This is a genomic window from Sphingobium sp. Z007, from assembly GCF_900013425.1.
GTDB lineage: Bacteria > Pseudomonadota > Alphaproteobacteria > Sphingomonadales > Sphingomonadaceae > Sphingobium.
The window spans coordinates 1-21990 of record NZ_FBXK01000001.1 but is presented as its reverse complement, the minus strand read 5'-3'; the positions used below and the strand labels follow the sequence as shown (position 1 = coordinate 21990).

The following is a 21990-nucleotide window of genomic DNA, read 5'->3' as shown; positions in this document are numbered from 1 at the left end:
AGACTGCCATTTGAAAGGGGATAATCGATGACGCCTCCGCCACCCGCCGACATCGCGATGCCGTCCACGGACATGCCGGATAGCAGGCCCAGCCTGCCCGGTTCCTATCGGACGATCGCGGTGCCGCGGGCTGGCGGCAGCGTCTGGAAGAAAATGGGCGCCTTTGCCGGTCCCGGCTATATCGTCGCCGTCGGTTATATGGACCCCGGCAACTGGGCGACCGATCTCGCAGGTGGATCGGCCTTCGGCTACACCTTGCTATCCGTCATCCTGCTATCCAGCATCATGGCGATGGTGCTGCAATCGCTCGCGGCGAAACTGGGCATCGTCACCGGCATGGACCTGGCGCAGGCCTGCCGCGCCCAATATAGCGCGCCGGTCCGCATGACCCTCTGGATTATGTGCGAACTGGCGATCATTGCCTGCGATCTTGCCGAAGTGGTCGGCACGGCGATCGCCCTGCAACTGTTGTTCGACATTCCGCTGGTCATGGGCGTGTGCCTGACCGCCGCCGACGTGATGCTTATCCTGTTCCTGCAACAGCGCGGGTTCCGACAACTCGAAGCCTTCATCGTCGCGTTGCTGATCGTAATCGCGGGCTGCTTCGCCGTCGAACTCTTTCTGTCGAAACCCGACCTTGCCGCCATCGGCCTTGGCCTCGTCCCGAGCGCAAGCGTGGTGACCAACCCCGCGATGCTCTACATCGCGATCGGCATCATCGGCGCGACCGTGATGCCCCATAACCTCTATCTTCATTCCTCCATCGTCCAGACCCGCAGTTTCGAGCGGAGCGAAAGGGGCAAGCGCGAAGCGGTGCTGTTCGCCACGATTGACAGCACTATCGCCCTGATGCTCGCCATGTTCGTCAATGGCGCAATCCTGATCCTGGCGGCATCCTCCTTTCATGTCGCGGGCATGACCGGCGTGGCTGAAATCCAAGACGCTCACCGCCTGCTCGCCCCCATGCTGGGCGCGGGGATCGCCAGCACCCTGTTCGCCGTGGCCCTTCTGGCATCGGGACAGAATAGCACGATCACCGCGACCCTGGCCGGGCAGATCGTGATGGAGGGTTTCGTCAACCTGCGCGTGCCCCCCTGGCTGCGCCGGGTCGTCACCCGAATGCTTGCCATCGTGCCCGCCGTCATCGTCGCGGCGCTCTACGGATCGGAAGGGACGACCCGGTTGCTGGTACTGAGCCAGGTGATCTTGAGCCTGCAACTGCCCTTCGCCGTCGTGCCCCTCGTCAAATTCACGAGCGACCGCAAGCTGATGGGCAGCTTCGCGAACCCGCACTGGCTCAAATTCGCGGCCTGGGCGATCTCCGCGATCATCATCACCCTCAATCTCAAACTGCTACTCGACTTTTTCTTTTGAAACGGAGGACTGACATGAAAGCGACCCTGCGTTCCACCTTCATGCGATTGACGTTGATGGCGGCGGCCATTGGCCTGCTCCTGCGCGCCATCCTGTTTGATCGTGCGGACATGCCTTTTGCTGTGGCCATCATAATGGCCGTCATAGTTTATGAGGGGCTCTATCATCTCGCCAGCCGATCGGTCCGGCACCCCGCGCCAGCCGCGGGTACAAGGCTTTCCCATTAATGCCGAGCAACTTCAGGTCCGGCTGAACACGACTGGGACGCCGTGGATGACAGGTGCATCGATCGAAACGACATGGGAGCTTTGGGCATCGTCACTATGGGATGTGAAGGTTCGCATGCGTGGGCTTTTCACTCAGGAGCGAGTGGCAGGCGTGGGCGCGGATCGACAGCGATCCCGACATTCGTGTCGCGATCCTGACCGGCACGGACGATACGCAATTCCGCCTGCCAGAGGCGCGAGCGGGGTTCATCGACCATTGAGGCGTCGTGCATCGCGCCGTCCGCTAACTGCCTCATCACGTGGCCATAGCGATGATCATCGCGAGCGAACCGCTCGATGCGGCCCGCGCCACATGCCGGACGGCGGCTCGATCATCAATTTCGGGTCGGAATCGGGCCTGACCGCTGAAATCAACAATGCCGTTTATGTTGCGTCGAAGGCGGCGGTTCACGCCTGGACCCGCAGCGTCGCGCGCGAATGGGGCAAGCGTAACATCCGCCTGAATGCGGTGCTGCCCTATATCGTAACGCTCATGTACGCGCGATTCCGTGATGCCCTGTCCCCGGAAGACCTGGCCGCCCATGATAAGGCGACCGCCGAACAGATTCCGCTGGGCGGAAAATTCGGTGATGCCGACACGGATCTGGCGCCTGTGCTGCTATTCCTGGCCAGCGATGGCGCCCGCTTCATCACCGGGCAACTCATCCCCGTCGATGGCGGGCTGATCTCGGTTCGGTGATCTGTACGGGCATCGCCAGCGGATAGGCTATCCCATCCGCTCGATGACCATGGCGATGCCCTGTCCGCCGCCGATGCACATGGTGATCAGACCGTATCGACCCCCGATCCGCTCCAGTTCGTAGATCGTCTTGACGGTCAATATCGCGCCGGTCGCGCCAACCGGATGGCCCAGGGCCACGCCGGACCCGTTCGGATTGACCTTTGCCGGATCGAATCCCAGGACTTTGGCGACGGCACAGGCCTGCGCTGCAAAGGCTTCGTTCGATTCGATGACATCCATCTGTTCAAGCGCAAGACCCGCACGCGCAAGCGCGATGGGAACCGCCTTGACTGGACCGATGCCCATACGGTCCGGCTGTACGCCGGCATGGCCCCAACTGATGATCCGGGCCAGCGGTTTCAGATTGCCCGCATCCACCGCCGCCTGCGACGCTAGGACGACAGCGGCCGCGCCGTCGTTGATCCCAGATGCATTGCCGGCGGTGACGGTACCGTCCTTCTTGAAGGCGGGTCTCAACTCGGCAAGCTGTTCTACGCTGGCATTGGCGCGAACATGCTCGTCGGTATCGAACAGCCTGGTCCCTTTCCGATCCTTGACCGGGATCGGCAGGATTTGCGACGAAAAGCGTCCTTCCTTTTGGGCACGCGCCGCCCTGTGGTGGCTTTCAACGGCCAGACGATCCTGATCCTCGCGCGAGATGGCGTGATCGGCAGCCACATTTTCGGCGGTCACGCCCATGTGGAAGCCTTCGAAAGGGTCGCTCAGGACCGCCAGCAGCGCGTCGACCATTTTGACGTCGCCCATCTTCTGCCCGAAACGGGCCGCGGCGACATGGTGCGGGGAACGGGTCATAGACTCCGCGCCGCCGGCGATGGCGAAATCGCATTCGCCCAGCGCCAGCATCTGCGCGGCGGAGATGATCGCCTGGACCCCAGACCCGCACAGTCGGTTCAGGGTGAGGGCGGGCACCTCGATTGGAATGCCGGCTTCGACCGCCGCGACCCGCGCCAGATAGGCGTCCTTGGGTTCGCTGGGGATGACATTGCCCATGACGACATGACCGATCTGATCGGCGGCGACGCCGGACCGTGCGATCGCTTCGGCAATGACCGCAGCGCCCAGTTTCGCTGGCGGATAGTCTTTCAGGCTGCCGCCAAAGTCGCCTATCGCCGTACGAACGCCCGCCAGAATATATACAGCTTTCATAGCCGCTCCTTTAATTGGGTAACGCGATTCAGGCTGCAAAAATCGCTAGATCGGTCGTGTTCGCTACCGTCGGGCGGATAGCGGTTGATGCGGCCCATGGGCAAGCCGCAACCGTCCTTCCCCGGCATCACGCCAGTTCGAACCCCTCATAACCGCCATAGGCGACTTCTTCACACCGCTTGCGATATTCCGGGCCACCGCCGACATAGACCAGGGTGCGGCGCACGGTGGTCCCATCGGGCTTGTGCGTCACCTTGACCCACCAGGCATTGGTGTCGGCCATCAGCGTCCTGGCAAAGTCGGCATATACCGCGTGGGTCCACTGTTTTTCAGCCGCCTGCGTCGGTTGCGCGTAGCTGTAATTGCCAGCCTTCATATAACAAAGCATCTGCGTGACCCATTCAGCCTGAAGCGCGCCGAACACCCCGACATTACAAAATGCCGATCCATTATCAAGCCAGCTTGCCAAGCAGGCTGTCCACCGCGACTTTAGCGTCGCCATAGAACATCCGGGTATTATCCTTGTAGAACAGCGGGTTTTCGATGCCGGAATAGCCCGTGCCCTGTCCGCGTTTCGACACGAAAACCTGTTTCGCCTTCCATACTTCCAGCACCGGCATGCCGGCGATCGGCGAGTTGGGGTCATCCTGCGCGGCCGGATTGACGATGTCGTTCGATCCGATGACGATCACGACATCGGTCGAGGGGAAGTCTTCGTTTATCTCGTCCATCTCCAGCACGATGTCATAGGGCACCTTGGCTTCGGCCAGCAGCACGTTCATGTGTCCCGGCAGGCGGCCCGCGACCGGATGGATCGCGAAACGAACCTTCTTGCCCGCCGCCCGCAGCTTGCGGGTAAGTTCGCTCACGCTCTGCTGCGCCTGCGCCACCGCCATGCCATAGCCAGGCACGATGATGACGCTGTCCGCGTCGTTGAGCGCGGAGGCGACGCCGTCGGCGTCGATCGCCACCTGCTCGCCCTCGATCTCCGCCGCAGGGCCAGTCGTGCCGCCAAAGCCGCCCAGGATCACCGACACGAAGGAGCGGTTCATCGCCTTGCACATGATATAGCTCAGGATCGCGCCTGACGAGCCCACCAAAGCGCCGGTGACGATGAGCAGGTCGTTGCCCAGGGTGAAGCCGATCGCTGCGGCCGCCCAGCCGGAATAGCTGTTGAGCATCGAGACGACGACGGGCATGTCCGCGCCGCCGATACCCATGACGAGGTGGAAGCCGATGAACAGCGCCAGCGCCGACATGGCGAGCAGGACGGTCAGTTCGCGGCCCTCTACCCCGATATTGCCGACATACATCACCAGCAATACGAGCGTCGCCAGCAGCGCCGAGGCGTTGAGGACATGGCCGCCCGGCAGCTTTTTCGCCTTGCCGTCCAGCTTGCCGGCCAGCTTGCCGAAGGCGACGATCGACCCGGTGAAGGTTACCGCACCAATGAAGATGCCTAGAAATTCCTCGACCTTGAGGATGTTGATTTCCACCGGCGTCTTGTGCGCGAGCAGGCCGGCAAAGCCGGTCAGCGCTTCGCGGGCGGCCGGATCGAGTACGTTCACCGCTTCCAGTTCGAAATGCGCGTTGAAGCCGATGAACACGGCCGCAAGCCCCACGAAGCTGTGCAGCGCGGCGACAAGCTGGGGCATTTCGGTCATCTGGACGCGCATCGCCACGATCCAGCCGATGACGGCGGCGACGGCGAAGGTGCCGGCCACGATCGGCAGATTGGCAACGCCAGGGCCAACTAGGGTCGCCAACACGGCCAAGGCCATGCCGGCAATGCCGTACCATACGGCGCGCTTTGCGCTTTCCTGATTGGAAAGGCCGCCCAGCGACAGAATGAAAAGGACCGCGGCCGAGAGATAGGCTGCGGACACCACACCGGTATCGAACATGAAATCTACCCCTTTAGGACCGCTGGAACATGGCCAGCATCCGGCGCGTAACCAGGAAGCCGCCAACAATGTTGATCGACGCGATCAGGATCGAAATCGTCGCCAGAACCAGTACGATGGTGCTCGACGACCCGACCTGGAGCATGGCGCCCACCACGACAATGCCCGAAATCGCGTTCGTCACCGCCATCAGCGGCGTATGCAGCGAATGGCTGACATTCCAGATCACCTGGAAACCGACGAAACAGGCCAGCACGAACACTGTGAAGTGGCCCATGAAGCTGGCAGGCGCCACCGCGCCGACGGCGATCAGCAGGATCGCGGCGACGATCAAAGTCGTAACCTGCGAGCGGGTCTGCGCCTTGAAAGCGGCGATGTCCTTCGCCCGCTTTTGTTCGGGCGTCAGTTCCTCGGCCTTGGGCTTGGGCTTTTGTGCCGCGATCGCCTTGATCTTGGGCGGGGGCGGGGGGAAGCTGACCTGCCCTTCAAAGGCGATGGTCGCCCCCCGGATCACGTCATCCTCCATATTATGGACGATCACGCCATCCTTGCCCGGCGTCAGGTCGAACAGCATGTGGCGGATATTGCTGGCGTAGAGCGAACTAGACTGCGCCGCCATCCGGCTGGGGAAATCGGTATAACCGATGATCGTAACGCCACCCGGCGAAACGATCTTCTCGTCCGTGACTGTGAGCTCACAATTGCCGCCGCGTTCTGCTGCCAGATCGACGATGACCGATCCTGGGCGCATAGCCTCGACCATATCCTTCGTCCACAGGACGGGAGCGTCGCGCCCCGGAATGAGCGCGGTGGAAATGACGATATCGACGTTGGGTGCCAGCTCGCGAAACTTCTTGAGCTGCGCTTCGCGAAATTCCGGGCTGGACGGGGCGGCATAGCCACCGGTGGCCGCGCCATCCTGCTGCTCTTCGGAAAAGTCGAGATAGACGAACTGCGCGCCCATCGATTCGATCTGTTCGGCGACTTCGGGCCGGACGTCGAAGGCGAGCGTGATCGCGCCAAGCGATGTCGCCGCGCCGATCGCGGCCAGGCCGGCGACGCCAGCACCGATCACCAGCACACGGGCCGGTGGCACCTTGCCCGCCGCGGTCACCTGCCCCGTAAAGAAGCGCCCGAAATTGGCACCAGCCTCGATCACAGCGCGATAGCCCGCGATGTTCGCCATCGATGACAGCGCATCCATCTTCTGCGCGCGCGAGATGCGGGGCACCATGTCCATCGCGATCACATTGGCGCCGGTCGCGCTGATCGCAGAAAGCTCTTCGCTGCGCTGTCCGGGATAGAAGAAGGAAATCAGCGTCTTGCCCGGTTGGAGGCGCGCCGCCTCTTCCGCTTCGGGTGGACGCACCTTAACGATGACGTTCGAAGCAGCCCACAATTCGTCGGCGGTTGGGACCACCGTCACGTCGGCCGCGCGATAGCTGTCATCGTCGAAGCCGGCCGCTTTGCCCGCGCCGCTTTCGACAAAGCATATATGGCCCAGCTTCTGCAATTGCAGGGCGCTGTCGGGCGTCAGCGCAACCCGCGCTTCCCCCTGTGCCACTTCTCTGGGTGCACCGATCTTCAAATCTTCCTCCCCCCCCGGTTGTTTTTGGGTGGCACATGCATGCCGCAACGCCCTAATGATCGTTGCGGCGCGATAAATCTATCGCGAAAGACTTGCCAGGTGAAAAGCGTATGTTTCTGATAGGCTGCCGCGTGCGCAATATTGGCAAGCTGATCGCGCCAAATCGATGAACCGCTACCATCGATGCGATGTCTATTGGCGTGAAATGATGTTTGGCCATGCAGGGGGTCCTACGCTGATGGTTTGACGCTTCTGCCGGTCGGCGCTACCGCCGCTGGGATGATCGCCCTGCTTTCCCCCGCCAAGACACTCGATTTTGAGCGCGCGCTCCCGCCGCTCGACGCCTCCAAGCCACATTTTGCCGACGAAGCGCTCAGCCTTGCACGCTCAGCGGCAAACTTGACGCAGAAACGCCTGTCGGAGTTGATGCATATTTCGCCCCGCCTGGCCAAGCTGAATGCGGATCGCTTTGCCGACTTTGCCGCCCTGCCGGAGCGCCCGGCACTGTTCGCCTTTGCTGGCGACGTTTATACCGGCTTTGAGGTGGACACGCTTGATCAGGCGGGCGTGGCTTTCGCGCAGGATCATGTGCGTATCTTGTCCGGCCTTTACGGCCTGCTGCGGCCACTGGACGCGATTCGACCCTATCGGCTTGAAATGGGCACGCGCTGGGCACCGCGGCGCAAATGCCTGACCGACTGGTGGGGCGACGATATCGCGCAGCGCCTGTTGGCTGAACTTGCCGAGGAAGGGTCCGGCGTTGTCCTGAACCTTGCCAGCCAGGAATATTTTGCCGCGGTCAAAGGCCGGTTGGCGGGCGTGCGGGTGATCGAGGTCGAGTTTCGCGAACCCGGCCCGGACGGCCCGCGCTTCGTCAGCTTCAACGCCAAGCGCGCGCGGGGGATGATGGCCCGCTGGCTGTGCGAACATCATATCACCGCGATAGAGGCGATGCGCGACTTCGACAGCGACGGATATCGCTTCGACGCAGACGAGAGCGACGCGGATCGCTGGCGCTTCACCCGGACATGACCCAGGCCGGTAAAACTTCCGCCGTTATCATCGGCGCTTCCGGCGGAATCGGCGCGGCGTTGGAGGCTGCGTTGATCGAGGAGGCGACGTTCGATGTTGTGCACGGATTCGCGCGTTCGCGGGCCGGGCCACACTATATCGACCTGCTGGATGAAAAGAGCATCGCCGCTGCGGCTGCGTATGTCGCCACCGGCCCGTCGCCGACGCTGGTTATCGTTGCGACCGGTTTACTCCATGCGGCAGGCAAAGGCCCTGAGAAGGCTTTGCGCGATTTGGACCCCGACTGGCTGGCGCAAGTCTATGCCGTCAATGCGATCGGCCCTACGCTGATCGCCAAACATTTCCTGCCCATCATGCCCAAAAGCGGGCGCACCGTGTTCGCCGCCTTGTCCGCACGCGTGGGGTCGATCGGCGACAATCGACTGGGCGGGTGGCATGGCTATCGTGCGTCGAAAGCGGCACTCAACATGCTGGTGAGCAACCTGGCCATTGAGGAGCGCCGTCGCAATGATCGCGCCATCGTCGTGACATTGCACCCTGGCACCGTGAACACGGCTTTGTCTCGGCCGTTTCAGGCCAACGTGCAGGCCGGGCGCCTTTTCGACCCGGAGCGCGCCGCGCTGCAATTGCTCGACGTCATCGAAGGCTTGAAAATATCCGACAGCGGGAAACTGTTCGACTTTCAAGGCGAGCCGATTCCGTTCTAGCGGTCTTACATCGTTACCTGCTTTCGGATTGCGCCGTGTTGTCGGCGGTCACTTGATCCGCGCCCGTTCGGTCCGTCTCGAAGAAGCCGAAGGCCAGGCTGGCGATCAGCGCAGTGATGACAAGCAACAGACTGACGACCAGAATATTGCGGCTGACGCGGGACCTCGACCCGCCTTTGGCTTCGACCGCGGAAACATGGGTTACCACCTCGCCATCCTGCTTTTCCTGATACATGTTGTCGTCTCCTTTCCTGGCAGAACAGGCGCATGGACATGCTTGTTCCGCTGGAAGCAGCATTTGTCGATCCCGCGCGGCCTGATCTGAACAGCGATCGCGACAGCTTTACGCTGCAAACGGACGGCGGTCATGGCCGTGCGATGTAAGCACAGTCACCGCGGGCGGACCGCCCGGCTGCTGCCCCGCACCACCAGGCCGCCTTCGACCACGACATGCGCATGTTGGCCTGGATCATCGCGCAGCTTCTGGATCAGACGCACAGTCTGATCCACCATCGACTGCGCCGGCTGAGCATAGCTTGTCAGCGAGAAGGCCGGCCAGGCCGCCATCGGCACGTCGTCATAGCCGACGATCGAAATCTCGCGGCCGACATCCAGCCCATATTCGTGGCGCGCGACGTTGATCGCGGCGATCGCCATGCTGTCATTGGCGCAGAAGATCGCATCGGGCCGATCCTTGCCCGCCAGCAATCGCCGGGTCGCCGCGGTCGCCATCTCGATCCGATAGTCTCCCGCGGCGCGAATCGGCGCGGGCGCACCCTGCTCCGCCAGATAGTCGAAAAAGGCGGCCTCGCGCTGGGCATTGGTCGAAGAACCCGCAGCGCCGGCGAGGAAGGCTATGCGGCGATGGTCGCCGGCCAGCAGATGGGCCGCGATGGTGCGCGCGCCGACAAGGTTGTCGCCGATGACGCTGGAGGCGGCATGATCCCGCGTCGTGCGATTGTAGAGAATCACGGGCACCTGCGCCTTGCGACATTCCTCCGCCAGATTTGAAGACAGGCCGACCGACAGGAGAACGAGTGCGTCGAGGCGATAATGCAAAATTTCATGGATCGACGGCTCGCCGCCGCCGCTACCTTCGGCGGGGAAGAGGAGCAGCCGTAAACCGGCCTGGTCGAGCGTTCGCGACAATAGCTGCAACGTCTCGACGAAGAAAGGGTTGGCCAGGTCGCCAACCCCAACCCCGACGATGTTGGAGCGACCGTTGATTAGCGAGCGTGCGAGCAGGTTCGGTCGATAGCCCAGCCGCTCCGCCGCTTCCATGATGCGCAGGCGGGTGTCGGGGGCGACGCTGGCGCCGGGTGTGAAGGCGCGCGAGACCGCAGATTGCGACACGCCAGCCGCGCGCGCTACGTCATGGGCGGTGATGAAGGAACGGTCATTGATGCTCACGCGCCCTTCTTCGCAAGAGTTATGGCAATGAGCAACTCCCGATCCGCATGATTGAATAGCGTTGCAATCGGCATGGGAGTAATTCTCGAGATTCACTCAGGGATTGCCAATCTATATTGCGGAATTCATGATGCATAAGTATGCAATGTATATATCGAGTCGGGAAGAGCAAGCATGATTAGAGAAGTGGCGCGGCTAGAGATTGATCCGGCAGATGCGGATCGCTTCGAAGCGGCTGTCGTTCAGGCGATCCCCCATTTTCGCGCAGCAGAGGGGTGCCGCAGCTTTCGGCTCGACCGCTCGGTCGATCGGCCGGGCCAGTATCGGCTGGTCGTGGGCTGGGACACTGTCGCTGCCCATGTCGATGGCTTCCGCAACGCGCCCGGCTATCAGGCGTGGCGCGCGCTGGTCGGTCCTTTTTTCATAAGCCCGCCGGACGTCGATCATGTCGAGACGGCGGTGGACGGTTTTTAAGTAAGGATCAGGACTATGGCGCGATATTTGAAGCGTGGCGCAACGGCGCAATCGAAGGCGGATGCCGACCGCAAGGTGCGTGATATCGTCGAGGCGGCACTGGCCGATATCGAAACGCGTGGCGACGCCGCAGTGCGCGAGATGTCGATCAAGTTCGACGGCTGGGATCGCGATGATTATCGCCTGAGCCAGGCGGAAATCGACGCCTGCGTCGACAGCCTGACGCCGCAGGAGCGCAAGGACATCGAATTTGCGCAGACGCAGGTGCGCAATTTCGCCCAGATCCAGCGCGCCTCCATGCAGGATGTGGAGGTGGAGACGCTGCCTGGCGTGATCCTGGGTCACAAGAATCTGCCGGTCAACGCCGCTGGCTGCTATGTGCCCGGCGGCAAATATCCGCTGCTGGCGTCGGCCCATATGTCGGTCATCACCGCCAAGGTGGCCGGCGTGCCGCGCGTCATCACCTGCGCGCCGCCCTTCCAGGGTCAGCCCGCCCGCGCCATCGTGGCGGCGCAGGCGATGGCCGGGGCCGACGCCATCTATGCGCTGGGCGGCATCCAGGCGATCGGCGCCATGGCGCTGGGAACACAGAGCATCGACCCGATCGACATATTGGTCGGGCCGGGCAACGCCTTCGTCGCCGAAGCCAAGCGGCAATTGTTCGGCCGCGTCGGCATCGACCTGTTCGCTGGCCCGACCGAGACGCTGGTCATCGCCGACGAGATCGGTTGCGACGCCGAACTGGCGGCGACCGATCTGTTGGGGCAGGCGGAGCATGGGCCGGACAGCCCGGCCGTGCTGCTCACTACATCGGAAAAGCTGGCGCGCGAGACGATACGGGAAATAGAGCGCCTGCTACTGATCCTGCCGACGGCGGACTATGCGCGCAAGGCATGGGACATTTATGGCGAAGTGATCGTGGCGGAAGATGATGCCGAGATGGTCCGTATTGCGGACGCGATCGCGTCTGAGCATGTTCAGGTGATGACCGCCGACCCGGACTATTTCCTGCAGAATATGACCAATTACGGCGCGCTGTTCCTGGGCGCGCGCACCAATGTCAGCTTCGGCGACAAGGTGATCGGCACCAACCATACGCTGCCCACCAAAAAATCGGCCCGCTATACCGGCGGGCTGTGGGTCGGCAAGTTCATCAAGACCTGCACCTATCAGAGGGTGCTGACGGACGAGGCCTCCGCGCTGATCGGGGAATATTGCAGCCGCCTGTGCGGGCTGGAGGGCTTTGCCGGTCATGGCGAGCAGGCCAATGTCCGCGTGCGCCGTTATGGCGGGCGCGACGTGCCTTATGCCGGCATGGCGGAACCGACCCCGGCGACGGCGGCATGAGCATGGATGCGCTTCCCACGACGCCGAGTTTCCGGCTGGATGGCAGGCGGGCGCTGGTGACGGGGGCGGGGCGGGGCATCGGCCTTGCCTGCGCCGCCGCGCTGGGGCAGGCGGGCGCGCATGTCACGCTGGCGGCGCGCAGCAGGAGCGAGATCGAGGCAGGCGCGCAGGCGATCCAGGCGGCGGGCGGACAGGCTGACACGCTGCTGATCGACGTCAATGATGTGGCGGGCACGGCGGCGGCGTTGGACGGCGTAGCGCCGTTCGACATATTGCTGAACAATGCTGGGACCAACCGGCCCAAGCCCTTCATCGAAGTCTCGGAAGACGATTATGATGCGGTGCTGGGCCTCAACCTGCGCGCCGCTTTCTTCGTGGCGCAATGTGTTGCGCGACGGATGATCAACGCGGGGCTGCGCGGGTCGATCATCCATATGGGGTCGCAGATGGGCCATGTCGGCGGTCCGCGCCGATCGCTCTATTGCGCGTCCAAATGGGGGCTGGAGGGATTGAGCAAGGCGATGGCGCTCGACCTCGCCCCCAATGGCATCCGTTCCAACACGGTCGCGCCTACCTTCATCGAAACCCCGATGACCAGGCCTTTTTTCGAGGACAAGGCGTTCCTGGCCGGCGTGTTGGAGAAGATCAAGCTGGGGCGGCTGGGCACAGTGGAGGATCTGATGGGCGTTGTGGTGTTTTTAGCCTCCGACGCGGCCGCATTGATGACCGGCACCAGCCTGGTCGTGGACGGCGGCTGGACTGCTGAATGAGCATCGGCCTTGGCTGACAGGTGGCGGGCCGCTATCGTGCTGCCATGGAGATGCACGACACCGCTCTGACATTGCACGGCTATTGGCGGTCGGGCACCAGCTATCGCACCCGGATCGCGCTCAATGCGAAGGGGTTGGCCTATCGCCAGGTGAGCCATGATCTGCGGACCGGCGAACAGCGTGCGCCCGATTATCTGGCGCTCAATCCGCAGGGGCTGGTGCCGGCGCTGGAGGCGCACGGGCAGCTTCTGACCCAATCCAGCGCGATCATCGAATGGCTCGACGAACGCTATCCCGATCCGCCGCTGTTGCCGGCCGAGATGGATGATCGGGCCATTGTCCGCGCCATGGCGATGATCGTCGCCTGCGATGTCCATCCGCTCAACAATGTGCGCGTGCTCAATCGCCTTCGCGATGAACTGAACGCCGGGCCGGATGCGCTGCGTGACTGGACCGGCCACTGGATCATGGCGGGTTTCGGCGCGCTCGAAGTGATGGTTGCGCGCCATGGCGGTCGCTTCTGCTTTGGCGACAGGCTGACGCTCGCGGACTGCCATATCGTTCCGCAACTCTATTCGGCAGAGCGGTTCGGCGTCGACCTCCATGCCTTCCCCCGCCTGGTCGAAACCGTCCGCCGCGTGCGCGAGGAGCCGTGTGTCGCCGCCGCCCATCCCGACAGGCAGGCCGACGCGGACTGAGCCGCCTCAAATGAATGTGATTGGTGGATCAGCCGCAATATGGCGTCAGTCCTGGCGCTGATCCTGCGCAATGTCCATCGGTGGAGTCAGCGGCGTGGGAAGGATGGTCGCCAGCACCGCGGCCAGGTCCGCCTGCCGGAACGGCTTGCCCAGACGCGGCAGGCTGGACGCCAGCCCGACGGCATCGGAATAGCCCGATACGATCAACACAGGCAGCATGGGGTCGATCAGCGCGATTTCCCGCGCCAGTTCGACACCGGTCATGTTCGGCATGATATGATCGGTGACCATGATGTCGATGCTGTCTGCCCGATTCAGACATGCGATCGCCTCCGCCCCGGAGCGGGCCTCCATTACCTGGAAGCCCAGATCCGTAAGCATATCCGCCGTGCTGGCGCGCACAATATCCTCGTCATCGACCAGCAGGGCGGTCCCTGTGAAGGCCGTCTGCCATGTCGGCGCATCGCGGGCCTCGATCGGGTTTCGCTCGCTCACCGGCAGCCACAGCGCGACGGCTGTCCCGTGTCCCGGCGCGCTGTCGATCGTCAGCGCGCCACCCAGTTGCAACGCCAGCCCATGGGCCATGGACAGGCCAAGGCCAGTCCCTTGCCCGACACCCTTGGTAGAGAAGAAAGGCTCGATTGCGCGCCGCCGCGTTTCGGCGTTCATGCCAACGCCCGTATCGGCCACGCGCAGGATGACATAACGCCCTGGCTTCACGCTATTCGCCACGGCGTCAGGCTGGTCGATATAATCCGCGGACAGGACGAATTCGCCGCCACGGGGCATCGCGTCGCGCGCATTGACCGCGAGGTTGAGCAGCGCCATTTCGACCTGATGCGCATCGGCAAGGGCAGAAGGCAGGTCGGTCGCCAGATCGAGCCGGACTTTGATCTGAGGCCCCAGCGTCGTACCGATCAGTTCCGCCATGCCGCGCACCAGTGAGCCCAAATCGACCGGTTCGGGTTTGAGCGGTTGGCGGCGAGCGAAGGCCAGCAATCGCTGGACCAGCGTCCGCGCCCGGTCGGCTGAATCCAGCGCGCCGGCGATCACCCGCTGTTCCCGTTCGCCGCCCACCTGTCGCCGGTGCAGCAGGTCGAGGCTGCCGATGATGGGGGTTAGCAGATTGTTGAAGTCATGCGCGACCCCGCCGGTCAGCTGGCCCATGGCTTCCAGCTTCTGCGACTGGCGCAACGCGTCCTGCGTCCGTACCAGTTCACGTGTCCGTTCTTCGACCAGATGCTCCAGCGTTGCGGCCGATGTCCGCAGCGCGTCTTCCATATGTTTACGATCGGTGATGTCGATCGATATGCCGGCCAGGCCTGTGGCGGCACCATCGGCCAGCCGGGCGGGCTGCGCGCGCACCGCGACCCAGCGTATCCCGCCATCGGGCGTCACCACGCGATATTCGACGTCATAGTCGCAACCGCTGTTCAGGCTGTCGCGGATCGCGGCGTTGACGCGGTCTCGATCTTCCGGGTGGATAGCCGCCTGCCAATCGGCATAGCTGAACGGCAGCGCCGGATCGCGGCCGAAATTGCGACGGCACAATGACGATGCGTCCAAAGCGCCAGTGGCGGTGTCGAACGTCCAGCTGCCCATACGCCCGGCCGCCAGGATCAGCGCACGATGCCGTTCGCTCTCCTCCATTTCATGGATCAGCCGGGCGTTTTCGATCGCGATGCCCGACAGGCGCGCCAGGCTTTCCAGCCGGTCGATCGTCGCCCGGTCATGCGCGCCCGGTTGCGACCAATAGGCACCCAGCGCTGCCACCGGCGCCGGCCTGCCGATCGGCGCCATGACCAGACTGCGGACGAACGTCGGGCGGTAGGCCTCCTGCGGCACCCGGTGGTCAGTCAATATGTCGGCGATAGCGATAGTCTGCCCATGGCGCATCGTCCAGCCCGACACGCAGCTATCGGCGGGGAATCGATAGCCTCTCCACAAGGGGCCGATGGCGTCCTCGGCCACATAATGACACAAATCGCCGTCCTTCAGCACGACGGCGATCCCCTCCGCGCCGATGGCGGACCGTGCCGTCCGGCGCAGCACATCGACAACCTCGCTCATGGATCGCGCCGCCGCCAGCCGCTCGCTCGCTTCGATCAGAAAGGATTGCGCGCTGGACGCATCCTGTTCCGCCGACGATGAGCCATGGGTCATATCTGCTCCGACAATCACATCCGCCTCCTAACAATGTATCGGGCGGAGGGCGACCCGCGACCATCATCGAACCGATGTTCCGCGTATCATCGCACGGCTGATGGGGCTGCGCATTGATACAGATTAGCTTTGCGCCGGTGGAGACCGCCATCACGGCGCGGCGGACAAAACAATCGCTTGGCGGATGGCTGAGACCGCTTTACGCGAACGTCCATGGCAATCGGAAAAACAGCTTTTGCGGGCAGCCCGCTGTCCCGCGCGTCGATCTGGGCCGCGATCGGCCTGGCGCTTGGTCTGGCCTTCTTCATCATCAGCGGCGCGGTCGCCTATCGCAACATACAAAGCCTGCGCGAGAGCGATGGGGCGATCCGCCACACCCACAGCGTATTGATGGCGCTGGACGAACTTCTGTCGGCTACCCAAGATGCCGAAACGGGGCAGCGCGGCTATCTCTTGACGGGCGCCCAAGCCTATCTGGAACCCTATGATAGTGCGGTGAAGAATTTGACCGGCCGGATGCAGGCGGTCGCCACGCTGACCCGCGACAATCCGACCCAGCAGGCCAATGTCGCCGCGCTGAAGCGGCATGTCGATGCCAAGCTGGCGGAATTGCGCGAAACCGTGGACCTGCGCCGGACCCAAGGCGTGGCGGCGGCGCTGGCCGTAGTGATGACCGACCGCGGCAAGGTGGAAATGGATGCGATCCGGGCGCAGTTGAACGGCATGGCGCAGGAAGAGCTGCGGCTGCGCCAGATCCGCATGGACGACATGGCGGCCGCGTCGCGCACCGCCATCATGACCGGCGTCATATCCAGCCTCATCGGCGCGGGCCTTACCATCGTCATCTTCATCCTCACACGGATCAGCACCCGCGCCCGCGCGCGCCAGCAATGGCTGCAGGCTGGTCAGCTCGGCTTGGCCAAAGCGATGGGCGGCGAAAAGTCGGTGGAGGAAGTGGGCGAAGCCATCCTTGGCTTCCTTGCCCGCTATCTCGGCTTCCAGGGCGGCGCGCTGTTCAAGGGGGAGGGGGGGCGTTTCCAGCGCGTCGCAACCCTCGGCATACCGGCTGATGCAGATGTGCCAGCCGGTTTTCTGGTCAAGGAAGGGCTGCTGGGGCAGGTCGCCGCCGAAGGCACGCCGCTCGTCTTGCAGGATATTCCCGATGGCTATCTGACGATCGGATCGGCGTTGGGCAGGGACCGGCCACGCCATCTGGTCCTCATCCCGACCAAGGCGGACGAGGTCGTCAATGCGGTGCTGGAACTGGGCTTTTTCCAGCAGATCAGCCCTGCGGTGCTCGAACTTATGGAGCAGGCGTCGCCAGCGATTGGCATAGCCCTGCGCTCCGCCCGCTTCCGCGCGCGGTTGCAGGATGCGCTGGAGGAAACCCAGCGCCAGTCGGGCGAGTTGCAGGCGCAGAGCGAGGAACTGCGCGTTTCGAATGAGGAACTGGAAGAACAGGGGCGTGCGCTCAGGGAATCCCAGGTCCGGCTGGAACAGCAGCAGGTCGAGCTGGAACAGACCAACAGCCAGTTGGAGGAGCAGGCCCAGACGCTGGAAAACCAGCGCGACGAACTGGAGCGCGCCACCGGCACCCTGCAGTTGAAGGCGCGCGAACTAGAGCAGGCAAGCCAGTATAAGTCCGATTTCCTCGCCAATATGTCGCACGAATTGCGCACGCCGCTCAATTCGCTCTTGATCCTGTCAAAGCTGCTGGGCGACAATCCTGAAGGTAACTTGTCGCACGATCAGGTCAAATTCGCGCGGACGATCGAGTCGTCGGGGAACGATCTGCTCACGCTCATAAACGACATTCTCGACCTGTCTAAGATCGAGGCGGGGCATATCCAGGTCCAGCCTGAAACCGTGCCGTTGCAGCGGCTGGTCGGCGATATCCGGCAAATGTTCCAGCCGGTCGCCGAAACGCGCAATCTGGCGTTTGAGATTGAGATCGCACCCGATTGCCCCCGCGCGATCGAGACGGACCGGATGCGGATCGAGCAGATCGTCAAGAATCTTTTGTCCAACGCTTTCAAATTCACCGAACAGGGGAGCATACGCCTGACCCTGGCCCCGATGGAGGGCGATCGCCTGGCGATCGCGGTCGCCGATACGGGGATCGGCATGTCGAAGGAGCAGCAGAGCCATATTTTCGAGGCGTTTCACCAGGCGGACGGTACGATCAGCCGGCGGTACGGCGGCACAGGCCTTGGTCTGTCCATCTCTCGCCAGCTCGCCCGCCTGCTCGGCGGCAGCATCAGCCTGGAGAGCAAGCCCGGCGAGGGCAGCCGCTTCACGCTGAGCGTGCCGCTGGTCTATGATCCGGCCACGGCAGGATCGCGTGCCGCGGCGCCCGCGGCCCCGGCAGCCCGCGCCGAACCCGTTCAGGCCGCGCCCGCCGCGCCAGCGCCCGCCCGACATGTCCCGGCCCAGCCCAAATGGATCGTCGAGGATGATCGCGCCTCGATCGCCGAAGGGCGCCGCCTGCTCCTCATCATCGAGGATGACGAAGTCTTCGCCTCTATCATATGTGAATTGTCGCGCGACCTGGGCTTCCAATGCATCATTGCCGGCACGGCGGAAGAAGCGGTGAAGCTGGCGCGGGAGTATAAGCCCAGCGCCGTCGTGCTGGACCTTGGCCTGCCCGACCAGTCTGGGCTGACCGTGCTGGACCGGCTCAAGCATGACGATGCGACGCGCCATATTCCCATCCATGTCGTGTCTGCGTCGGACCATAGCCAGGCCGCGATGTCGCTGGGCGCAGTCGGTTATCTGGTGAAGCCGGTGAAGCGCGAGCAACTGGCCGAAGTGCTGGAAAATCTGCACGCCAAGCTGGCGACGCGAGTCCGCCGCGTCCTCATCGTCGAGGATGATCCGGTCCAGCGCGATGCCGTCGCCCGGCTGCTGCTGACCGACGACGTTGAAACGGTCGGTGTCGGCACCGCGGCCGAATGTCTGGAGCAACTGCGCCAGCATACGTTCGACTGCATGGTGCTGGACCTGACCTTGCCTGATACGTCCGGCTTCGCCCTGCTGGAAACGCTGAGCGAGGAGGGGGATCATGGCTTCCCGCCGGTGATCGTCTATACCGGCCACGACCTGTCGCCCGACGACGAACAGCGCCTGCGCCGCTATTCCAGTTCGATCATCATCAAGGGCGCCAAGTCGCCCGAACGGCTGCTGGACGAAGTGTCGTTGTTCCTGCACCAGGTCGTGTCCGAACTGCCGCCCGAACAGCGCAAGATGATCCAGAAGGCCCGCAATCGCGATGCCGCGCTGGAAGGCCGCCGCATCCTCATTGTCGAGGATGACGTGCGCAACGTCTATTCGCTGACGAGCGTATTGGAACCGCGCGGCGCGGCGGTCCAGATCGCCCGCAATGGGCAGGAGGCGATCGATGCGCTGGCGGCGTCTGTGGACGATCCGGCTAAGGCTATCGACCTTGTTCTGATGGACGTGATGATGCCGGTGATGGACGGGTTGACCGCCACGCGCACGCTGCGCAGCGATCCGCGCTGGACCGGGCTGCCGATCCTGATGCTGACTGCCAAGGCGATGCCTGACGATCAGCAGCGTTGCCTGGAAGCCGGGGCCAACGACTATATGGCCAAACCCATCGACGTCGATAAATTGCTCTCGCTGGTGCGCGTGTGGATGCCGCGATAATGCAGGGCGAGGTGCCGGCGGGCGTCGAGGATATCGAAATCCAGCTGCTGCTGGAGGCGCTGTATCAACGCTATCATTATGACTTTCGGCATTATGCGCGCGCCTCGATCAAGCGCCGCCTACTGCAAGCGCGCACGCAATTGGGCTTCGCCAGCTTTTCCGCCATGCAGGACCATCTGCTGCACGATCCTGCTACCTTGCCGCGCCTGCTCAATTATCTGACCGTACAGGTCAGCGAGATGTTTCGCGATCCCGGCTATTTCCGCGCCTTGCGGGAAAAGGTGATCCCGCATCTGCGCACCTATCCCTCGCTCAAAGTCTGGGTCGCAGGGTGCAGCAATGGGGAAGAACTTTATTCGCTGTCCATCCTGTTCCGCGAGGAGGGGCTGGACCAGCGCACGCTGTTCTACGCGACCGATATCAACCCCAATGCGCTTCAGGCGGCCGAAGCGGGGATCTATCCACTCGACCAGATCCGCAAGTTCACGCAAAACCATCAGCAATCGGGCGCGCGGTCCTCGCTGTCCGATTATTATACGGCGGACTATGGTCGCGCCGTGTTCGACAAGAGCCTGCGGTCGCAGGTCGTCTTTTCCGATCACAGCCTGGTGACCGACGCGGTCTTTGCTGAAATGCATCTCATTTCGTGCCGCAACGTCCTCATCTATTTCGATCGGGATTTGCAGGACCGGGCGCTTGGCCTGTTTCGCGATTCGCTCGCGCGCAAGGGCTTTCTGGGCCTGGGATCGAAGGAGAGCCTGCGCTTTTCCCATCACGCGCCATCCTTCGCCGATTTCGTCCGGGAGGAAAAAATCTACCAGAGGCGGGAGCCATGAACGTGCAGCCGATCCAGGCGATCGCGATCGGCGCGTCGGCCGGTGCCGTCCAGGCATTGCTGCGGATATTGCCGGCGCTGCCCGCCGCCTATCCGCTGCCGGTGCTGATCGTCGTCCATGTGCCGCCGGACCGCAGCAATGCGCTGGTCGCCCTGTTCCAGTCCAAATGCCTGCTTCCGGTCCGGGAAGCGGAGGACAAGGAACCGATTGCGGCGAGCACGATCTATTTCGCGCCATCGGACTATCATCTGTTGGTGGAGGCCGACCGTTCGTTGGCCTTGTCCTGGGACGAGCCGGTGAACCACAGCCGCCCCGCGATCGACGTGCTGCTGCAAAGCGCGGCCGATGCCTATGGTCCGGCCCTCGCCGGTATCGTCCTGACCGGCGCCAATCATGACGGCGCGGCAGGACTGGCGGCGGTGGGCGACGCGGGCGGTTTCGCCATCGCGCAGGACCCTGCCGAAGCGCAGGTCGCGACCATGCCGGCGGCGGCGCTCGCCGCCTGTCCGTCGGCGCGAGCCATGACCATCGATGACATCATTTCCTATCTTCTGACACTGGCGACGACATGACGAGCGACACCCACCCCCTATATTGCCTGCTGGTCGACGACCTTGAGGAGAATCTGCTGGCGCTCGAAGCGCTGCTCAAGCGCGACGGCCTCATATGCCTGAAGGCCCGGTCGGGGGAGGAGGCGCTGGAACTGCTGCTGGTCCACGACGTCGCCCTGGCTTTGCTCGACGTTCAGATGCCAAGCATGGACGGGTTCGAGCTGGCCGAATATATGCGCGGCAACGAACGGTCCCGCCATGTTCCGATCATCTTCGTGACGGCGGGGAGCGCGGACCTGCAGCGGCGCTTTCGCGGCTATGAGGCAGGCGCGGTCGATTTCATCCAGAAGCCGATCGAAGCGGATATATTGCGCTCGAAGGCCGCGATCTTCTTCGACTTGTACGATCAGCGGCGGCAGATCCTGGCGCAGCGCGACGAACTGGCGACACTGGCCGATGCGCTCAAGGCGGCGGACCGGCGCAAGAATGAATTTCTCGCGATATTGGGCCATGAATTGCGCAATCCGATCGCAGCGCTGGACGCGGGCCTCCACCTGCTGGAGAAGCGCGAGGGCACCGACGCGGCGCGCGACATTCGGGGGCGGATGGGTCGCCATGTCCATCATCTGTCCCGCCTGATCGAGGATATCCTGGATATCGCGCGCATCGACCAAGGCAAGATTTCGCTCAAGACGCAGCGCATCCTGCTACAGGAAGTCGTCGCTTTCGCCGTGGAAACATGCCAGCCGACCATAGAGGCGGCGCAGCACCGGCTGGTCATCGATGTCACCGACGATCCCATCTGGCTCGACGCCGATTATGCCCGCGTCGTCCAGATCGTCAGCAATCTGCTCAACAATGCGGCCAAATATACGCCGCCGGGCGGCGATGTGCGCCTGACCGCACGCAGGGTCGATGGCTGGGCGGAAATAGAAGTGGCCGACACCGGCATCGGCATCGCGCCCGACATGCAGGCGCGGATTTTCGACCTGTTCGCGCAGGTGAAGCGGCCGACGGGCGAGGCGCAGGACGGCCTTGGCATTGGGCTGGCGCTCGTCCGGCAACTGGTGGCGCTGCACGGCGGCGCGCTGTCGCTCAAACATAGTGCGCCCGGTGAAGGCAGTATCTTCCTGGTCCGGCTGCCGACGGTGGAAGCGCTGGTGGCCTGATCCGCGCGCGCGGCTGCCGTCGTCGTTGCGGGCTGACGATGACAAGGCTGTGCGGATGTTACGCGCATGATCCATCGGCACATGTAACAGCGAGTTGGACAGCTGTACGCGATTGCCGCGATATGC

The 21990-nt window shown here is 63.3% G+C and carries 20 protein-coding genes; 13 read left to right on the top strand and 7 right to left on the bottom strand.

Annotation, left to right across the window (positions count from 1 at the left end; translation table 11 throughout):
• Positions 1 to 27: 27 nt before the first annotated feature.
• From CEQ44_RS00100 to CEQ44_RS00090, 3 genes are all read left to right on the top strand, one after another.
• Positions 28 to 1374: an Nramp family divalent metal transporter gene (locus CEQ44_RS00100; protein WP_088185521.1), complete on the top strand. Its 1347-nt coding sequence runs from the start codon at positions 28 to 30 to the stop codon at positions 1372 to 1374.
• A 14-nt stretch (positions 1375 to 1388) separates the two neighbouring features.
• Entirely contained in the window at positions 1389 to 1601 is a 213-nt protein-coding gene (locus CEQ44_RS00095) for a hypothetical protein (protein ID WP_088185522.1), read from the top strand.
• 142 nt (positions 1602 to 1743) lie between these two features.
• Positions 1744 to 2340 (top strand): SDR family NAD(P)-dependent oxidoreductase, encoded by a 597-nt coding sequence (locus CEQ44_RS00090; protein WP_254913808.1) that lies wholly within the window; start codon positions 1744 to 1746, stop codon positions 2338 to 2340.
• 27 nt (positions 2341 to 2367) lie between these two features.
• Here CEQ44_RS00090 and bktB read toward each other — a convergent pair whose 3' ends face one another.
• The 4 genes from bktB to CEQ44_RS00070 form a co-directional block, all read right to left on the bottom strand.
• Positions 2368 to 3549, bottom strand: coding sequence for a beta-ketothiolase BktB (bktB, locus tag CEQ44_RS00085; RefSeq protein ID WP_088185524.1), 1182 nt, complete (start codon positions 3547 to 3549; stop codon positions 2368 to 2370).
• 127 nt (positions 3550 to 3676) lie between these two features.
• Positions 3677 to 4018 carry a hypothetical protein gene (locus CEQ44_RS00080; protein WP_303394777.1) on the bottom strand — a complete coding sequence of 114 codons (342 nt, stop codon included), beginning with the start codon at positions 4016 to 4018 and terminating at the stop codon, positions 3677 to 3679.
• Positions 4002 to 5453: an NAD(P)(+) transhydrogenase (Re/Si-specific) subunit beta gene (locus CEQ44_RS00075; protein WP_088185525.1), complete on the bottom strand. Its 1452-nt coding sequence runs from the start codon at positions 5451 to 5453 to the stop codon at positions 4002 to 4004. Before CEQ44_RS00075 ends, CEQ44_RS00080 begins: the two co-directional genes overlap by 17 nt.
• A 13-nt stretch (positions 5454 to 5466) precedes the next feature.
• Positions 5467 to 7041, bottom strand: a complete 1575-nt coding sequence (locus CEQ44_RS00070; RefSeq protein ID WP_088185526.1) for a Re/Si-specific NAD(P)(+) transhydrogenase subunit alpha — start codon at positions 7039 to 7041, stop codon at positions 5467 to 5469.
• Positions 7042 to 7320: 279 nt separating this feature from the next.
• On the opposite strand from CEQ44_RS00070, the gene yaaA reads away from it, so the two are divergent.
• Together yaaA and CEQ44_RS00060 are read left to right on the top strand one after the other, a co-directional pair.
• Positions 7321 to 8073: a peroxide stress protein YaaA gene (gene yaaA, locus CEQ44_RS00065; RefSeq protein WP_088185527.1), complete on the top strand. Its 753-nt coding sequence runs from the start codon at positions 7321 to 7323 to the stop codon at positions 8071 to 8073.
• The gene (locus tag CEQ44_RS00060) at positions 8070 to 8780 is read left to right on the top strand and encodes an SDR family NAD(P)-dependent oxidoreductase (protein ID WP_088185528.1); all 711 of its coding nucleotides are present in this window, start codon (positions 8070 to 8072) and stop codon (positions 8778 to 8780) included. The genes yaaA and CEQ44_RS00060 overlap by 4 nt, the downstream gene beginning before the upstream one ends.
• Positions 8781 to 8793: 13 nt before the next feature.
• On the opposite strand, the gene CEQ44_RS00055 is transcribed toward CEQ44_RS00060, so the two are convergent.
• Together CEQ44_RS00055 and CEQ44_RS00050 are read right to left on the bottom strand one after the other, a co-directional pair.
• Positions 8794 to 9015, bottom strand: coding sequence for a hypothetical protein (locus CEQ44_RS00055; RefSeq protein WP_088185529.1), 222 nt, complete (start codon positions 9013 to 9015; stop codon positions 8794 to 8796).
• 155 nt (positions 9016 to 9170) lie between these two features.
• Positions 9171 to 10190, bottom strand: coding sequence for a LacI family DNA-binding transcriptional regulator (locus CEQ44_RS00050; protein WP_088185530.1), 1020 nt, complete (start codon positions 10188 to 10190; stop codon positions 9171 to 9173).
• 174 nt (positions 10191 to 10364) lie between these two features.
• On the opposite strand from CEQ44_RS00050, the gene CEQ44_RS00045 reads away from it, so the two are divergent.
• Genes CEQ44_RS00045 through maiA form a run of 4 tightly spaced genes read left to right on the top strand, consistent with a single transcriptional unit; the run spans position 10365 to position 13479 of the window.
• Complete coding sequence (locus tag CEQ44_RS00045) at positions 10365 to 10664, top strand: putative quinol monooxygenase (RefSeq protein WP_088185531.1); 300 nt, start codon at positions 10365 to 10367, stop codon at positions 10662 to 10664.
• A gap of 15 nt (positions 10665 to 10679) precedes the next feature.
• Positions 10680 to 12011, top strand: a complete 1332-nt coding sequence (hisD, locus tag CEQ44_RS00040) for a histidinol dehydrogenase (RefSeq protein ID WP_088185532.1) — start codon at positions 10680 to 10682, stop codon at positions 12009 to 12011.
• Positions 12012 to 12013: 2 nt separating this feature from the next.
• Positions 12014 to 12781: an SDR family NAD(P)-dependent oxidoreductase gene (locus CEQ44_RS00035; protein ID WP_088185533.1), complete on the top strand. Its 768-nt coding sequence runs from the start codon at positions 12014 to 12016 to the stop codon at positions 12779 to 12781.
• 44 nt (positions 12782 to 12825) lie between these two features.
• Positions 12826 to 13479, top strand: a complete 654-nt coding sequence (gene maiA, locus CEQ44_RS00030; protein WP_373438217.1) for a maleylacetoacetate isomerase — start codon at positions 12826 to 12828, stop codon at positions 13477 to 13479.
• Between the two features lie 45 nt (positions 13480 to 13524).
• On the opposite strand, the gene CEQ44_RS00025 is transcribed toward maiA, so the two are convergent.
• Positions 13525 to 15642, bottom strand: coding sequence for a PAS domain-containing sensor histidine kinase (locus tag CEQ44_RS00025; protein WP_140419389.1), 2118 nt, complete (start codon positions 15640 to 15642; stop codon positions 13525 to 13527).
• Positions 15643 to 15855: 213 nt separating this feature from the next.
• Between CEQ44_RS00025 and CEQ44_RS00020 the strand changes: the two genes are divergently transcribed.
• The 4 genes from CEQ44_RS00020 to CEQ44_RS00005 are packed head-to-tail and all read left to right on the top strand — an operon-like array spanning position 15856 to position 21864.
• Entirely contained in the window at positions 15856 to 19308 is a 3453-nt protein-coding gene (locus tag CEQ44_RS00020; protein WP_088185534.1) for a response regulator, read from the top strand.
• Entirely contained in the window at positions 19308 to 20144 is an 837-nt protein-coding gene (locus CEQ44_RS00015; RefSeq protein ID WP_088185535.1) for a protein-glutamate O-methyltransferase CheR, read from the top strand. Before CEQ44_RS00020 ends, CEQ44_RS00015 begins: the two co-directional genes overlap by 1 nt.
• Positions 20141 to 20716, top strand: coding sequence for a chemotaxis protein CheB (locus CEQ44_RS00010; protein ID WP_088185536.1), 576 nt, complete (start codon positions 20141 to 20143; stop codon positions 20714 to 20716). The genes CEQ44_RS00015 and CEQ44_RS00010 overlap by 4 nt, the downstream gene beginning before the upstream one ends.
• Positions 20713 to 21864: a hybrid sensor histidine kinase/response regulator gene (locus CEQ44_RS00005; RefSeq protein ID WP_088185537.1), complete on the top strand. Its 1152-nt coding sequence runs from the start codon at positions 20713 to 20715 to the stop codon at positions 21862 to 21864. The genes CEQ44_RS00010 and CEQ44_RS00005 overlap by 4 nt, the downstream gene beginning before the upstream one ends.
• Positions 21865 to 21990 lie beyond the last annotated feature (126 nt).

Excerpts from the sequence above, each read along its gene's own strand:
- CEQ44_RS00100 (WP_088185521.1), top strand. The coding sequence starts at position 28 with ATGACGCCTCCGCCACCCGCCGACATCGCGATGCCGTCCACGGACATG.
- CEQ44_RS00095 (WP_088185522.1), top strand. The coding sequence starts at position 1,389 with ATGAAAGCGACCCTGCGTTCCACCTTCATGCGATTGACGTTGATGGCG.
- bktB (WP_088185524.1), bottom strand. The coding sequence starts at position 3,549 with ATGAAAGCTGTATATATTCTGGCGGGCGTTCGTACGGCGATAGGCGAC.
- CEQ44_RS00075 (WP_088185525.1), bottom strand. The coding sequence starts at position 5,453 with ATGTTCGATACCGGTGTGGTGTCCGCAGCCTATCTCTCGGCCGCGGTC.
- yaaA (WP_088185527.1), top strand. The coding sequence starts at position 7,321 with ATGATCGCCCTGCTTTCCCCCGCCAAGACACTCGATTTTGAGCGCGCG.
- CEQ44_RS00060 (WP_088185528.1), top strand. The coding sequence starts at position 8,070 with ATGACCCAGGCCGGTAAAACTTCCGCCGTTATCATCGGCGCTTCCGGC.
- CEQ44_RS00055 (WP_088185529.1), bottom strand. The coding sequence starts at position 9,015 with ATGTATCAGGAAAAGCAGGATGGCGAGGTGGTAACCCATGTTTCCGCG.
- CEQ44_RS00045 (WP_088185531.1), top strand. The coding sequence starts at position 10,365 with ATGATTAGAGAAGTGGCGCGGCTAGAGATTGATCCGGCAGATGCGGAT.
- hisD (WP_088185532.1), top strand. The coding sequence starts at position 10,680 with ATGGCGCGATATTTGAAGCGTGGCGCAACGGCGCAATCGAAGGCGGAT.
- CEQ44_RS00035 (WP_088185533.1), top strand. The coding sequence starts at position 12,014 with ATGGATGCGCTTCCCACGACGCCGAGTTTCCGGCTGGATGGCAGGCGG.
- maiA (WP_373438217.1), top strand. The coding sequence starts at position 12,826 with ATGGAGATGCACGACACCGCTCTGACATTGCACGGCTATTGGCGGTCG.
- CEQ44_RS00025 (WP_140419389.1), bottom strand. The coding sequence starts at position 15,642 with ATGACCCATGGCTCATCGTCGGCGGAACAGGATGCGTCCAGCGCGCAA.
- CEQ44_RS00020 (WP_088185534.1), top strand. The coding sequence starts at position 15,856 with ATGGCAATCGGAAAAACAGCTTTTGCGGGCAGCCCGCTGTCCCGCGCG.
- CEQ44_RS00015 (WP_088185535.1), top strand. The coding sequence starts at position 19,308 with ATGCAGGGCGAGGTGCCGGCGGGCGTCGAGGATATCGAAATCCAGCTG.
- CEQ44_RS00010 (WP_088185536.1), top strand. The coding sequence starts at position 20,141 with ATGAACGTGCAGCCGATCCAGGCGATCGCGATCGGCGCGTCGGCCGGT.
- CEQ44_RS00005 (WP_088185537.1), top strand. The coding sequence starts at position 20,713 with ATGACGAGCGACACCCACCCCCTATATTGCCTGCTGGTCGACGACCTT.